The 13,984-nt window shown below is 62.7% G+C and carries 13 protein-coding genes and 1 pseudogene; 3 read left to right on the top strand and 11 right to left on the bottom strand.

Going from position 1 to position 13,984, the window contains the following annotated elements:
* Positions 1–373: 373 nt before the first annotated feature.
* The 6 genes and pseudogenes from G6N51_RS09050 to G6N51_RS09025 form a co-directional block, all read right to left on the bottom strand.
* Positions 374–1,123, bottom strand: a complete 750-nt coding sequence (locus G6N51_RS09050; protein ID WP_083176665.1) for an alpha/beta fold hydrolase — start codon at positions 1,121–1,123, stop codon at positions 374–376.
* Between the two features lie 154 nt (positions 1,124–1,277).
* Positions 1,278–2,096 carry a mycofactocin-coupled SDR family oxidoreductase gene (locus G6N51_RS09045; RefSeq protein ID WP_083176667.1) on the bottom strand — a complete coding sequence of 273 codons (819 nt, stop codon included), beginning with the start codon at positions 2,094–2,096 and terminating at the stop codon, positions 1,278–1,280.
* A 17-nt stretch (positions 2,097–2,113) separates the two neighbouring features.
* Positions 2,114–2,325, bottom strand: a pseudogene (locus G6N51_RS09040) (hypothetical protein).
* A gap of 15 nt (positions 2,326–2,340) precedes the next feature.
* A complete protein-coding gene (locus tag G6N51_RS09035; RefSeq protein ID WP_083176669.1) occupies positions 2,341–2,781 on the bottom strand; it encodes a Zn-ribbon domain-containing OB-fold protein in 441 nt (146 codons plus the stop codon).
* Positions 2,778–3,974, bottom strand: a complete 1,197-nt coding sequence (locus G6N51_RS09030; protein ID WP_163750674.1) for a thiolase C-terminal domain-containing protein — start codon at positions 3,972–3,974, stop codon at positions 2,778–2,780. Before G6N51_RS09030 ends, G6N51_RS09035 begins: the two co-directional genes overlap by 4 nt.
* Before the next feature lie 5 nt (positions 3,975–3,979).
* Positions 3,980–5,119 (bottom strand): amidohydrolase family protein, encoded by a 1,140-nt coding sequence (locus G6N51_RS09025; RefSeq protein ID WP_083169623.1) that lies wholly within the window; start codon positions 5,117–5,119, stop codon positions 3,980–3,982.
* Positions 5,120–5,470: 351 nt separating this feature from the next.
* On the opposite strand from G6N51_RS09025, the gene G6N51_RS09020 reads away from it, so the two are divergent.
* On the top strand, positions 5,471–6,088 hold the full coding sequence (locus G6N51_RS09020; RefSeq protein WP_083169621.1) for a TetR/AcrR family transcriptional regulator: 618 nt from the start codon (positions 5,471–5,473) through the stop codon (positions 6,086–6,088).
* A gap of 250 nt (positions 6,089–6,338) precedes the next feature.
* Here the strand turns inward: G6N51_RS09020 and G6N51_RS09015 are convergent, their stop codons facing one another.
* Positions 6,339–7,193: an alpha/beta fold hydrolase gene (locus G6N51_RS09015; RefSeq protein WP_083169619.1), complete on the bottom strand. Its 855-nt coding sequence runs from the start codon at positions 7,191–7,193 to the stop codon at positions 6,339–6,341.
* A gap of 71 nt (positions 7,194–7,264) precedes the next feature.
* Here G6N51_RS09015 and G6N51_RS09010 point away from each other — a divergent pair, with 71 nt between their 5' ends.
* Positions 7,265–7,501, top strand: coding sequence for a hypothetical protein (locus G6N51_RS09010; RefSeq protein ID WP_083169617.1), 237 nt, complete (start codon positions 7,265–7,267; stop codon positions 7,499–7,501).
* A gap of 17 nt (positions 7,502–7,518) precedes the next feature.
* On the opposite strand, the gene G6N51_RS09005 is transcribed toward G6N51_RS09010, so the two are convergent.
* From G6N51_RS09005 to G6N51_RS08995, 3 genes are all read right to left on the bottom strand, one after another.
* Positions 7,519–8,649: a spirocyclase AveC family protein gene (locus G6N51_RS09005; RefSeq protein ID WP_158086202.1), complete on the bottom strand. Its 1,131-nt coding sequence runs from the start codon at positions 8,647–8,649 to the stop codon at positions 7,519–7,521.
* Between the two features lie 331 nt (positions 8,650–8,980).
* Positions 8,981–11,437, bottom strand: a complete 2,457-nt coding sequence (locus G6N51_RS09000) for a CaiB/BaiF CoA transferase family protein (RefSeq protein WP_083169613.1) — start codon at positions 11,435–11,437, stop codon at positions 8,981–8,983.
* 320 nt (positions 11,438–11,757) lie between these two features.
* Positions 11,758–12,441 (bottom strand): TetR/AcrR family transcriptional regulator, encoded by a 684-nt coding sequence (locus G6N51_RS08995; RefSeq protein WP_083169611.1) that lies wholly within the window; start codon positions 12,439–12,441, stop codon positions 11,758–11,760.
* A 431-nt stretch (positions 12,442–12,872) separates the two neighbouring features.
* Between G6N51_RS08995 and G6N51_RS08990 the strand changes: the two genes are divergently transcribed.
* Positions 12,873–13,130, top strand: coding sequence for a hypothetical protein (locus G6N51_RS08990; RefSeq protein ID WP_083169609.1), 258 nt, complete (start codon positions 12,873–12,875; stop codon positions 13,128–13,130).
* A gap of 59 nt (positions 13,131–13,189) precedes the next feature.
* On the opposite strand, the gene G6N51_RS08985 is transcribed toward G6N51_RS08990, so the two are convergent.
* On the bottom strand, positions 13,190–13,969 hold the full coding sequence (locus G6N51_RS08985) for an SDR family oxidoreductase (protein ID WP_083169607.1): 780 nt from the start codon (positions 13,967–13,969) through the stop codon (positions 13,190–13,192).
* Positions 13,970–13,984 lie beyond the last annotated feature (15 nt).

The raw sequence follows: 13,984 nt of genomic DNA, 5'->3' as shown, positions 1-13,984 counted from the left end.
GGTGACCTTATACATTCTTGCGCGGTCGTCCTCGTCGAGCCTTTCGTGTGTCGGGACCGCTTCGTCGTCGCTTGGCATGGTCAGTAACCAGTTAACATTCCCGGGTGACCACGGCCCCTGACTGGCGAGCGACCCGGCGACGACGCCTCCGCATGGCACTCCGATCTGGTCGACGGGAAGCCGGTCGCTCCCGGATGGCCGAAATCGGTTGGCGGAATGGAATTGTCCCCATTGCATCCAGAAGTATAAGGCGCGGTTCTTCGAACCACTCCTGCGCGCCGATCGCCGATGTTCGCCGAAGACACCGACGAGGTGATTCGAGGGATGGGTATCGACGATGCCAAGCTGCTCCATCTGAAATAAGACGGCGCGATCACCCGACCGAATTCACGTATTGACGGCACCGGTCGAGAAGGATCTGCGCTGTACGAATCGGCTGGCTGATCATCACGTCATGGCACGAGTCGACCTCGACGATGGTCTGCACCCCGCCCAGAGCATCGATACTGCGCCGTTGGGACGCGACGGACAGTGCGCGGTCGCGTGTGGTGAGGATCCAGGTGCGGGATATGTCCGCCGGAAGGTCACGTCGGTCCACTGGTTCAATCGCTATCGACACCGTGTCGGGGTACAGCCGTGCCATCGCGAACTGGCGCTGCTTTTCGGTCATCCCATTGCAGAACGCATAGCGCGCAACGAAAGACGGGACTTTCAGCGGTTTCCCTTTTCCCGCGCCGCGCCGAGCGAACCATGCCAGTGGACCGTCGAGCGTGTCCGTGATCGCTTCGCCCTGACGCGGCACGAACGCCGCCGCTAGAACCATCTCGCGGACGCGCGCAGAGCCCAGCCGGGCCACCACCCCGGGTACCGTCACCCCCGCCATCGAGTGGCCGGCGATGACGATTTCGCCAAAACCCGCATCATCGATATCGGCGACCACAGAGTCGACCCAGGCGCCGATGGTGGCTGCGGTCAGGTCACCTGGCTTCGAGCCGCGACCCGGAAGGTCCACCGCGAGGATGCGGAGTTCTGGTTCCTGGCGGCGCAACTCGGAGACCGTCAGATCCCAGCAGTCGCCCGCATGCTGGCCACCATGGACGAGAACCAAATCGGGGAGCGGCATCTGAAGTCCTCAGCGGAACCGCGGAACGCGGCTGGCGGCGTCGAGCAGGCGCAACACGATGGGCTCACCCATATGGCCCGCTCCGATGAAGCCCGACGGTGTTAATCACTATGGCCTCCTGCATGGGTTGATGTTCTGAAAGGTTCCCCTGTCCCTACGCGCGCACCGCGAAGCCGGCATCCAGCGGCCAAGCGGTGCCAGTGATGAACCTGCCCTCATCCGAAACCAGCCACGCCACGGCTCCGGCCACGTCTTCCGGTTGCAGGATCTGGATCGGCAGCACGTTCTGCATCGCCGCAACCGCTACGTCGTTGGCTTCGAACAATTTGGCCATCGTCTCGTTCATCACCATCCCGGTCGCCACTCCGGTGGGATGGATTGTGTTGACACGGATGGAGTGCGGGCCGAGATGGTTGGCCCACACCTGCATCAAGCCGACCAAACCCCGCTTTGCGGCGGCGTATGCTTGGCCACCGGCGCGCCCGGTGCCGGTGGCTTTCAAACCGGCACTCGAACTGGTGATCACGATCGATCCGCCGCGACCACCATCGATGAGCGCGGGGATCGCCGACTCAACGGTATTCCACACGCCGACCAGGTTCACGTCGATGATGTCGCGAAAGATCTGGCGTCGCTGCGAGCCTTCAGTGAGTCGAACGATGCCGGCATTGGCCACCACGATGTCGAGCCGACCGAACTCGTCCACACCCTCGCGGACCACGTCGTCGACGGCATCGGCGTCTCGAACATCGGCGTGGCGGGCCACTATTCGCCGCCCCAGATCCTCGACGAGCTTGACTGTGTCATCGAGGTCGGCCGGTGCGGCGTTGGGATAGTCCATCGAGTCGATGTCGGCACAGATGTCCAGCGCTATGATGTCGGCGCCTTCACCGGCCAGGCGCAGAGCATGGGCGCGACCCTGCCCCCGGGCGGCGCCGGTGATGAAGGCGACCTTACCTTCCAAACTTCCCACGATCTCTCCTTAATCTCTCAGTTCTCCGGACTTCCGGTGTGCAGGCGCGCTAATCGGAGGCCTTCTTCGGACGTCTGGACTTCGATGCTCCAGTTGCCGCACGAACACGAGGCCCGGAAGTGCCCGTTTCCGGCAGGATCGCCTGGCCGTCGCAATCGCCGCCGGTGTTCGCGATGCTCGCCAGGAACTCCAGCGGTTTTTCGTGCAGGGCGCTGTCGTCGTCAGCCATGCGCAGTCGCTCCTATCACCTGTGGACGGCGCGGAACACCGGAAGCATCCAGCCGTCCGCGATCGGCGAAAAGTCCACGCGCAGCGCCATTCCGATGGTCACGTCGGCGGGGTCGATGTCGATGATGTTGCTCACCAGCCGGGCACCAGGTGCGTCGGGGAGATCCACCACGGCGGGCACCACCGTCAGCGCAGGCATGCCCGGGATACCGTGTACCACCGCGAAGCTGTACACCGTTGCGTCACCGCTGAGTTCCATCCAGGTGATTGATTTTGATTGACAAGCCGGGCAAAACGGCGTCGGCGGGAGCCGGAAGTTGCCGCAGTCGGCGCACTGGGGCGCGACCAGCCGCCCTTCTTTGGCTGCGTGCCAGAACGGTTCGGTGTCTTTATTGACGGCGATCTGGACGTGCTCGCCGGGCAACGTCGTCGCCAACGTCGCCGGAGGAGCGCTCATGCTGCCCGACCCAGGATGAGGCCGCTGACGGGCAGACTGGCCGGACCGCCGGTGACTAGCGCCAGCTCGGCGTCGGGCACCTGGTTGATCGCGGTGCCGCGCATCTGCTCAACTCCTTCCATGATGTGGGTCATACCGATGATGTAGGCCTCCGACAGCTGGCCGCCGTGGGTGTTGAGTGGAATGGAGCCACCGTCATAGCGAATCGCTCCGCTCTCCACGAACGCGCCGCCCTCGCCTTTCTCGCAGAACCCATAGTCCTCGAGTTGCATCAGCACCATCGGGGTGAAGTGGTCGTACAGCAATGCCACGTCGATGTCTTCAGAGGTGACTCCGGCCTGGCGGTAGAGCCGCTCGGCGATCGGCTTGTTTCCCGAGGACGCGAAGTATTCGTCGGGCATGCCCATCCACGCGAACGCGCGACCCCAATCCTTGACTCCACCATGGGCGGCGGCGACCACCGGAACTGGCGGCAGACGAAGGTCGCGCGCGCGGTCGGCGCTCGTCGTGATGACGGCGACCGCACCGTCGGTCTCCTGGCAGAAGTCATACAGGCACAACGGGTCTGCGATCATGCGCGCGTCGAAGTAGTCCTTGAGCGTCAGGGGCTCCCGGTGGATCGCGTTCGGCCGATTCATCGCATTGACACGCGTCGATATCGCGATCTCTGCGAAGGCTTCCCGCCGAGTGCCGTACAGATACATATGCCGACGAGCGAGCACCGACATGAGCTGGCCCGGACCGAACAGGCCTGACGGCTGCAGGAACGAGTTCATCGGATCAGGCTGCATCGCCGAGAACACCGATCCCAGACGTTGTTTGGATTGCTGCAACGCCATGACGGTCACGACTACGGAGGCATCGCCGGCGACGATGGCGGCCCTTGCCAGCCCGATCGCCCCCGCAGAACCGCCGCCGCCGGAGGTCAGCGCCGCGGTGAACCGGATCTCGGGAATGCCGAGAGTCTCCACGAAGTCGGCGGTGTCCATCTTCTCGGTGTAGCCAGCGCTCGCGCCGGAGTAGTAGGCGAACCCGTCGATGTCGTGGACGGAAAGGCCCGCGTCCTCGCATGCGGCGAGAATCGCGTCGCCGGCTAGTTCGGTGACTGTCTTCGGTAGCGACCCACCACGTTTGAAGTACGGCGTCGCACCGACACCGACGATCGCGACATCGCGAAGACCGTTTCTCGGCACTGGCTTCAGACGCTCTCGGCGGCGACGGGCGGCACGTCGGGGAACAGTTCGAAGAACGCCCCCTGGGTGATGCGCAGCCGCGTCTCGTCGCTCACACCGTCGAACAGCGTCTTCAGCGTGTCCTGAGTGTGGCCGAACGTACCCTCCATGTGCGGATAGTCGCTGCCGAACATGACGTTGCGGTAACCCATGTGTTCGAACGCCTGCACCGCAGTCTCGTCGTGTTGGAAGGACGCATAGACCTGGTTGAAAAGGATCTCTTTCGGGCTGCGGCTCAACTTCGGCCGAACAACCATGTGGTGCTGTCGGTATCCCTCAAGCAGCCGGTCGCCGAGGAATGGAACCCATGTCGCGCCGCCCTCGGAGATCAAAACCTTCAGGTTCGGATGCCTGTCCAGTGCGCCGGATGCCACCAGCTTCATGGTCGCCCGCTGACCGGAGAACGTCGTCTCGGCGTAGTTCATGATGGCCCCGCCAGGGCCGCGATACACCAGACCGGCTCCGCCGGTCACGCTGTTGGCGGCCGTCACCTCGACGGGGTCTGTGCCGATGTGGAAGGCAAGCACCATGCCGGCCTCTTCGGCCGCCGCCCACAACGGCTCCCAGTCGTCGCGATGCCAGTCCGGAGCGCTGGGGTGCGGGGTGGTCGGCAGGAAGATCGCCTTGAACCCCTTATCGGCCGCCCAGAGCATCTCCTCGACCGCGTCGTCCACCACCAGGGTGGAGACCTGCGCTGTGACTACGTAGCGCGGTGATACCGCCACGATCTCCTCGAGCGCCCACTCGTTGCTGGCTCGCATGCACGCCTTGAGCAACTCCGGCGTCCGGAACGATGAGGCCCACATGCCCAGTGACGGGAAGATGACCTCGCCCCAGATGCCTTCCTGGTCGAGGTCAGCGAGCCGAGCTCTGGCATCGCGGTTTCCCTGCGCCCGCATGCTCATCTGTGCGAAGTCCACTAGCGCCGACGATGGGAGCTTGCGACGGAACACCTGGCCGTCAACGAAGACGGTCTCGTATTCGCCGTCGGGATCCTTCTCCGCTCGCGGACACAACCCGGCCAGCTGCTTGGGCAGCCGAGACCGCCAGAGATCGTCGGGTTCCAGGAAGTGCGAGTCGCCGGAATTCGCCCATATCTTCGCCATAAGGTCCTCCGCCCATCCGGGTTTGACTGTGAAAAACTATTTTTCAGATAGGCTATTGGCATGCGTCGCGTCATGTCAACCAGCTCGCATCGGAATGAGCTCCAATATCTGCGATCGTAGCCGCTGCGATCAGTGTCACGAGATTTGCGGTGGACGCGTCTACACGCGAAAATGCACTTTTCACAAGCAGTGCAGTCGACATCATTGGCGGCCGAGCCGGTGGGGTCACCCTCGGACGGCCGCCGGCCGCTCGACGGCTGCCGGGCAGCCATCACACCGGCACTGTGCTTCGAGAGTTCGGCTACGATGACGCGACGACCCGCGAATCGCAGGATGACGGTGCAATAGACCGTGGTTGAGAGCAGAACCGTCGACCGCGCCTCGGAGCGCAGGCATATTATTGATGCGGCCTATCGCTGCCTGGATCGCAATTCGGGCTCGTCCGCATCAATCACCGAGATCCTCGACGAGGCGGGGCTTGGAACGCGCGCCTTCTATCGGAATTTCAGCACCAAGCATGACCTGCTGTTGGAGATGTTCCGGCGGGACCGCGAGGCGGTACTTGCGCAACTGCGTGAGGTCGTCGCGAAGGCTGAGACCCCGATCGATGCTCTGCGGTCCTGGATGGAGCACATGTTCGAGATCGTGTCAGATCACCGGCGACGCAAACGCATGGCCACGTTCTACTCGGAAGAGATGCGCCGCACGCCGGGGTACTGGGGCGAACTGGAGTTATTCGTCAAGGCCGAGGAGGCGGCGCTCGCAGGCATCCTGCACCGCGGCAAAGCCGATGGCACCTTTACCGCATGCAGCCCGGAAGCCGACGCCAGGTCGATTCGTGCGGCCTTCGAGGCAGCGTTCGTCAACCGGTTTGAAAGGAAGGCCACCACCGACGTGTCCGTGGAGGTCGATCAACTGCTAGGTTTCATCCTCCGGGGAATTGGGGCGGTCGGATCTGAGCGAGTCTGACGCGTGGGCGAATTGACGGCCTATCGTTGTCTCCACTTCGGCTTAATACTCGCGGTACGAGTGACTTTCACCGTTTCGCGCCGTTGGCCAACTGGGTGTAGTGCACTCCGGTGCGAATGGCATCACTGCGTCGGCTGTGTCACGGTAAAACGGCCCCACCGCGACGGAGGAATTTGGCCCCACCCCTGGGTATTCCGCGAGGTTCGGCGCTGTGCCCCGAGACCTTGGCAAGGGATCTGTAGTCGATCGGCTATCGCGGCGCGAGGTCGTTGAGCACTTCACCGGCGATGACGGTGGGAAGGTAGTGTCCCGACGACGCAACAACTTTGAGGGTGCTGTTAGGTAGTGCGGTTGCCAGTCGATGAGCATGTTTCATGGGCAGGAGAACGTCTTGCTCTCCTTGCCACATCGTGACCGGTTGGTGGACCGTGCCCAGGTCAAAACCCCAGGCACCGCCGAAACGTCGGTAATCCTCGGCCGTTCCGCTCGCCCCTCTGGCGGTGGCGTCCCGCAGTGCGGCGATGACCCACTCAACGGGCTGCCCGTTGAGTGCCGCTCGATCCCTGTTGCCCGCCGTTCGGCGAATGTCCCATGCGAGGTAGCGGTCAGGTGCCCAACGGCCCAGCCACACCAGCGCCGCGGCAGCGCGGGCCGACCATCGTGCCGCGGGGATGAGCATCTGGTCGGCCCACAACTTCAACTCGAACACCTGCCGGATGGTCTCGAGTGGGGCCATGCCAGCCAGCGTGGCGGCGGCGCGCACTCGGTGCGGCATCGCCGCCGCGCAGGCCAGTGCGTACGGGGCCCCGGCTGACCACCCGGCGACCGCAAAGTCTTTCAGGCCAAGCGAATTGGCGATTTGTTCGACCAGCTGCGGCCAGTGAGCGATCGTGGGCAGGTCGCAGCCGTCGCTGCGTCCGATTCCCGGCCGATCAATCGCGATGACATCGGCGCTGCATTGCTTGCCGGCGGCATCGAAAAACTTGGCGTCCAGCGCTGAACTCAGTCCACCGTGGCACCACACGAGCGGCCACCCACCGACCGACCCAAACCGTTGGACACCCACTCGGTGCCCGTCGACGAGCACCACGGAATCCGACGTCACGCCCTCGCTCCGCCGTTCAAGGTCGTGAAGCCGAGAGTGTCAAGGAACCACCCGATACCACTGGGACGACCATGTTCGGTAAGGAATTGGCGCAGCTCGGCTTGAACGATGGGACTGGCGTGGCAGAAGAATTGTTCGCAGGGTTCGAGCAGTTCGGTGGTGATCTGTTCGGGTGCAACACCGAAATGGACATCGGGATCGGCAGGATCGGGTGCGTCGGCGGCATTGAACTCATCTGCATAGAAGCAATCCTGGACTCGTCCGCGACGTCATATTCCCCTTCGATGACTGCCCACGAGCCGGAGTAGCCCTATAACCGATGGCGCTATCGGCCTAGGTAGAGGTCGACCCATGTGCTGCCATCGCCTGGAATGTCGTTCGGCGAACCTGGCTGACCGCCCGTCGGTATCGGCCGCCCATGCGCTGGGTCCGGGCAGAGATAAGGCGTTCCCTGACCGCACATCCCATTTCTCAGATGCGAGGGATACATCTGCCAGTTGTCGTTATCGTTTTGCAGGCCAATCCAAATGAACACGACGTTATAGAGGAGGTAACCGATGTTGGTCACGGCTGCGACGGCCAGGATCTGCAGGACGACCTTGGTCTTGTTGGATACATTGAGCCGCTCCACGCCCCGCTCGACCACCGAGTGACCGCGGTCGTCGCGGTAGAACCGCAGCACCATCAACGGCGCCCAGCCAAGGGCGCCCCACACGAGCGGTTCGTAAAGAGGGAACTGATGGGTCGTGCCCTTCAACAGCGTCAACCATCCGACGGTGTCTGGATATGCAATGACGTGCAAACTGGTGAGGGCCACCTCGTTGAGATCCATGACTGCCATGAAGGCAATCGACCACGCAACGACACCCAGCTTGCCTGTCTGTGGCCAACGCCTCATCACGAATTTGCGCAGGAACGCGCACCCGATCATGCACAGCGCAGCGCTCCAGATGAATCCGACCCCGATGAGGATGGTGGGCTCGGGCATGAGGTTGCCGCGCGGGGACACCCACCCGGGCATGTCGGTGGTCCACGAGCCGAAGTTCACCATCAACGACGAATACGAGAACTGCGGCACAACGTAATTCAGGATCGGATCCCATTGAATCAGCAACAGATAGGCGATGATGAGGATGGCGTCAAACGTCAAGCGCCTTTCGCGAATACACTGACGTCCAACGTAAACCAGGGTGCCGACGACCGTGATCACCGTGAACACCTGGAACGCAATGCAGAATCTAAGGTCCTTACCCAAGCTGGGGTTGTGGTCACCGATCGGTGTCGGCGTGGCGCGCCCGCCCAGGATCCAGCTCGCCGCGACATAGATGGCCAGGGTGACAAACGCCCCACCGACTGTCGCCCAGACAACGATCGGGGAGATGGTGCGAACCCGCGGCGCCCTCTTCATCTTGGCGGCAGCAGACCCTCGCGACGGTTCAACTTCGAGCGTAGCCATACAACGCCTCCTTGCATTATCGCGCATAACCGTCCGAAAGGTAGAATCTGCCAAGTACTAGAAATTATCAATAGCCCGGCGAGCGTGACTGCGGTCGGCGCGGCGCCCAGTCTGTCCTTCGTTCTTGTCTCGGGCGAGCCCAAACCCAGTGCACGAGAGCTGGTGCCCAAGGCGAGACGTCGGACGCCTGTCTTGCGAACATGCCAACTGGCTAATTACGGAGAGAGTCTGTCGTAGACCAGAAACAAGTGATCACTGCCGACAGGGCGGCGTGGGCTGACGGCGCCGGCTTGGCGCCTCACGCGGCAACAAAGCAAGCCCGTCGACACCTTTAACCGCATGCGATGATGCCTCGCGACCGGAGATCAGCGATCTGGTTGTCATCGATGCCGATCTCGCGCAAAATTGCGGCCGTGTGCTGACCCGTGGTGCAGCCTCCGCTGGCCTTTGTCAACGACCGGGAGAACCGATAAAGGGGTGCCAGCCGAAGATGTTTGTCGAAGATGGGACTGTCGGCCTCCACAGAATACCCAGCATCGCGGCACGTATCACTTTGTAGGACGGTACCCGAATTGCGTTCGGCGACCTCGACGCATCCGACGTCCTGTGCGGTCAGCTCTCGCTCCCATTCGAGTTTGGTCTTTGCCAGGAAGACCTGTTCCAAGAGGTGCGTCAAGACGTCGTCGTTGTGTGTGCGTGATGCGGGGTCGACGAAACGCTCGTCGGCCAGCAGGTCGACGTAGGACTGCATGGCCTTCGCGAAAGGTTCCCATTCTCGCGCCAGGGGCGCGGCGAGAAACACCCAACCGTCGGCGGCGCGGTACAGCCGGTAGAGGGCCGTGAGGCCGAGGAACTCCGCGTCGGCTGTCGGCACCGCCGGCTGGTCGGGATAGCTGATGTTCGACCAGATCAGCGCGTTCTGAACCGTGCCCAGCATGGTTGTTTCGGTGTGGTGCATATCGATGCCGCGCCGCTTCGCGTAAAGGCACACGAGCAATGCAGAGGCGACACCCAATGCGGCGATACCGTCGGCCTGCACCGCCGAAATTGTTCCGCCGGAGAACAGCGTGGCGGCCGTGCGGTGCAGATCATCTAGGTCGGTCGGCGGGTGCATTGCGTCGCCGCTGTCGAGAACGGCCAGACCCGACGCCGCAGCGATGGATGGAGCGTACGCGGGTCGATGTCCGAATGGCCCGTCGAGTCCGTAGCCGGAGGTGCTCAGGACTACCAAATCGGGGTTTATCGCCTTTAGTGTGGCTTCGTCGATCTTGGCCCGTTCAGCTGCATGCCCGCGGAAGCACTGAACGACGATGTCGCAACGCTTTACCAGCTCGTATACCAGGCTGAGCCCCTCTGGTTTGGTGAAGTCGACCGCGCAGCTTTCCTTGCCTTGCAGCACCTTTGCGCCACCAGCCTCCGGGAAGGGAAGCATGCCTCGGATGTTGTCGCCATCGAGCGGTTCGATCTTGATCACCCGCGCACCGAGGTCAGTAAGCAGCGTGGCGCCGTAGGGCCCGGCGAACATCGAACCGAATTCGAGGATCGTCACCCCATACAGGGGAAGCCCCGCGGCGACGTCGTCAGCAGCAGCGAGGCTGGGCGACTCCCGGCGCAACCCCCACACTGACGCATTGTGCTGCCCGACGCGCGGAGCTGGACGCAACGCCGTGAGTGGCTGGCCATCGGAGTGGATCAACGTCGACGGCTGGCGCACCGGGCCAAGCTCGGGGTCGTCCACAGTCACAGCGCGGCCTTGATGAAGAGTCTGGGGATGATTCAGTGACTCGCTGGGTGTGCGGAAAATCTCGGCACTTAGATTCTCGTTTGCATCGAAAGCCTGCTGCCACTCGGCGAGAGTGCGCTGTCTGACCCGTCCGATCATCAGGTCCCAGAATTCCGTGCGCAGTTCTTGCGTGGGCAGCATGGGAAAGCCCTCCCACTTCGGGTCCGCAAGTTCGGTCAACAGGTCGAGCTCGGTCAGCCACGCATGCATCAACCGGGGCGATACCTGGGCGAACTGCAACCAGCGACCGTCTTTGGTCGGGGCCACCAAGACCGAATACACCAGATGGATCAGCGGGCGGCTCTGTTCGTCGTACACGGCGCCCATTGGTTCGAAGGCGCCCGGGTACCGGTTGAGCACCAATTCGTTGAACCAGTTCCACGTGTCGTTCGCACCCACCCCCGTTACGAGATTGGATTCGACGACTTGACCGCGACCGCTGGAATCCCGCTCGATCAGTGCTGCCAGAATTCCTTGCACGGCGGCGTGCGCCGCTCCCCAAGAGGCATAGGTGGCCGAAACGTAGGCAGGCCCCTTTCGTGGTGTGACGCCACGCTTCTCGTGCATGATTCCGATTTTGGCCAGGACCAACGCTTCCCAGCCCTTGTAGTTCCGCCACGGCCCTTTCGATCCCCACCCGGTAATTGACGCGTGCACAAGTCTGGGGCAGCGCTGCGTCAGCAAATCGGGCGTGAGTCCGAGGCGGCCCCCGTCCGCCGGGCGCGCCGTTGTCACGAGCACGTCGGCGCTCTCTAGCAGCTGCCACAGTCGTCGACGGTCGGCAGGTTCGTGGACATCGAGCGTGACTGAACGTTTGCCGCGTAACAGTGCGGGCCATCCGGGGAGCTGCCGGACGGAGCTGCCGTCGGGCGGTTCCACCAGGATCACCTCGGCGCCGCAATCGGCGAGGAACTGCGAGGCGTATGCGCCCGCCAGGGTGGTGGACAAATCGACAACCAGCAAATCAGCGAGGGGCCGCTCCTGTGCCGGACTTGCTGCTGTCATAAACGCTCCTCAAGGGACAAGACGCATGGTGTGACATGTGTCATGCCAGCGTGGCACCCCAGAAGGTTAATGTCAAAGCATTATTAGTGGGCCTCTCCGGCCCCCCGGGACAGCGCCGTCGGAGGTCATACTGCAGGTCGAACGTCGCAGCCGATGGGCGTACAGCCCGCTCGCTAGTGATGTTTCTTTCACGACGAAATGCTAGCGACCGCAATATATCTCGATCTGCTCTTTGACATGCATCACTTGGACCATGCCTTGAGAGTATCTGGATCTCGCGGCACTGACCGTCTTCTTCGGCGACGTATGCCAGCCAGACTTTAGTCGTCGCGCGGATCCGATAGCAGGCCACGGGTTTCATATGACACCGGCGCGGTCAGCAAGCCGACCCATCCGTCGACATAGTTGTGCAACTGCGCATCGCCGAGGCGGCCGGATCGCGCCGCTTCCGCCAAAACGTTTATCACGCTGATATACAGCTGGAACGTGCGACCGCGGCGGACACGGTGCGGGATGTCCTGAAGCGCCGCTTCGACCAATTCTTCGAGCTTATCTTGCGTCCAGTCGTCGTCAACGTGATCGGGCCACAGGTCGGTCTTTGCGCGGGGATCCTCGGCAAGCCGCGCGAGGAACGGCGCAAACATCTCGCCCGCCTGGATACTGTCCGCCATCGGTCGGACGATTAACCACACCACTGCGCGCGGGTCCGCCTCCTTCCTTTCCGCCCGCATCTGCGCAAGCATCTTCTGCCGCAAAGCCCCGAGTCGGCTCTGACGGTGTGTGATGAGTGCGCGGATCAGCCCGTCGCGCGAGCCGAAGTGATAGCGAATTACCGATGTGTTCGCTTGGCCGGCGGCCTCCTGAATCTCGCGCAACGTCACTGCCTCAATGCCACGCGTGGCAAACAGCCGCTCGGCCACCTCCATCAGCATCACACGCGTCGACTCGCCCGACGCGTTACGACGCCGCGGCACCCTGGGTACGTCCCTATCGAGACTTGCCATCGTTCTCCTCTGCGGCGTCAAAGCGTCTTGCGCCGAACCATCTTTTGTCAGTTATCTCAGCATTCAATAATGTCCTATCATTAAAAGTAGCGTCGTTGGCATAGGTATATGCCCGCCATTAGAAAAGAGAACCCTTGCGGGGAAACGACGAAGACCTGAACCACTCGTGCGAATCCGCTATCCGGACCTGAAGTCAGGCAATGGCTTCCAAGCGGCGGCCGAACACATGTTCGGCACGAACAAGAACGCCGAGGGCGAAGGCGAAAACCCTCCATGTCGACTGTCACGTGGCCCAACGCGGACCACCGACGTCGCCGGACGGATCCCTCCGATGCGCCACGACTCGGCATCGACGTTCACGCACACCGGCGTCTGGAGAGGTCTCCAGTTCGCACGACCACATGACCGATGAGTGACGTGGTTCGCTGGGTTTGCTCGTGCTCGCCGCGGAAATGAACCGCGCGGGGTTCTCGGTCACCATCGGCGTGACATCATTGGTCGGCGCGGCGGCGCGCATTCGACGGCATGCGACCGTCCCTGTCTGCGGCCGCGACGGCGATGAAGAGACGACGCGCCTGTCGAGCCAGGCCATAAAGCTTTCGTCGTTGCCTTCGATCGACTTGAACGTGCCGCGCCGTCTGGCACGGTGTGAGCCGCACCACGGATGCTACGTGCAGCGGCCGAAATAATAGAACTGTTTTGATAATTTCAGGCACGACGCAGTCCGGCGGACCGGATGTGCGAGCACTCAGCGAGGAGCGAATCGCTGTGCGCCGTCAAGACGCATGACTTCACCGTTGACATACCCGTTGGTGAGCAGGAAGACCGCCGCGTCGGCGAACTCAGCAGGAGTCCCGAGCCGTTTGGGGAACGGCACATTAGCGGCAAACTTCGCGATCGCCTCTTCTCCGACCGACTCCATGATCGGCGTCTTCATCGTCCCGGGGGCGATTGTGTTCACCCGAATGCCGACGGAGCTGAGGTCTCGCGCGGCGGCGATCGTCAATCCGATCACACCGGCTTTCGCCGCAGCGTAAGCGCTTTGACCGATCTGACCCTCATAACCGGCGATGGATGCCGTGAGCACCAATGCGCCTCGTTCGCCGTCGGCCTGGGGTTCCGCGGCCGCGATTGAAGCGGCGACCAGCCGAGCGACGTTGTAAGTCCCGTTGAGATAGAGATCGATGGTCTTGGCGAAGGCGGCGAAATCAGCCGGGCTGTTGTCGCGTTGCACGATGCGTTGGGCGACGCCGAATCCTCCGTGGGCCACGACGGCATACCGCAGCTGGCCCAGTTGGTGGGCCTGTTCGATGGCTTCCCCGATCGAGTCTTCGCTCGTCACATCGGTAGTAACGAAGCTCGCGCGGCTGCCCAACTCGTCGGCGAGCGCCTTGCCCTTGTCGACGGCCAGGTCGGCGATCACTACACCGAGGCCTTCGGCGTGCAATCGCCGCACCGCGGCCTCACCGAGGCCGCCCGCGCCGCCGCTGACGATCGCGGACGCACCGTTGAATTTCTCGACTGTCACTAGTTCTCCTTTTAG

This window comes from Mycobacterium paraseoulense (assembly GCF_010731655.1).
Taxonomy (GTDB): domain Bacteria; phylum Actinomycetota; class Actinomycetes; order Mycobacteriales; family Mycobacteriaceae; genus Mycobacterium; species Mycobacterium paraseoulense.
The sequence above is the reverse complement of the archived record's forward strand: the minus strand, read 5'-3'. Positions and strand labels throughout refer to the sequence as shown.

Excerpts from the sequence above, each read along its gene's own strand:
- G6N51_RS08995 (WP_083169611.1), bottom strand. The coding sequence starts at position 12,441 with ATGGCAAGTCTCGATAGGGACGTACCCAGGGTGCCGCGGCGTCGTAAC.
- G6N51_RS09000 (WP_083169613.1), bottom strand. The coding sequence starts at position 11,437 with ATGACAGCAGCAAGTCCGGCACAGGAGCGGCCCCTCGCTGATTTGCTG.
- G6N51_RS09005 (WP_158086202.1), bottom strand. The coding sequence starts at position 8,649 with ATGGCTACGCTCGAAGTTGAACCGTCGCGAGGGTCTGCTGCCGCCAAG.
- G6N51_RS09050 (WP_083176665.1), bottom strand. The coding sequence starts at position 1,123 with ATGCCGCTCCCCGATTTGGTTCTCGTCCATGGTGGCCAGCATGCGGGC.
- G6N51_RS09025 (WP_083169623.1), bottom strand. The coding sequence starts at position 5,119 with ATGGCGAAGATATGGGCGAATTCCGGCGACTCGCACTTCCTGGAACCC.
- G6N51_RS09010 (WP_083169617.1), top strand. The coding sequence starts at position 7,265 with ATGTTCGGTAAGGAATTGGCGCAGCTCGGCTTGAACGATGGGACTGGC.
- G6N51_RS09035 (WP_083176669.1), bottom strand. The coding sequence starts at position 2,781 with ATGAGCGCTCCTCCGGCGACGTTGGCGACGACGTTGCCCGGCGAGCAC.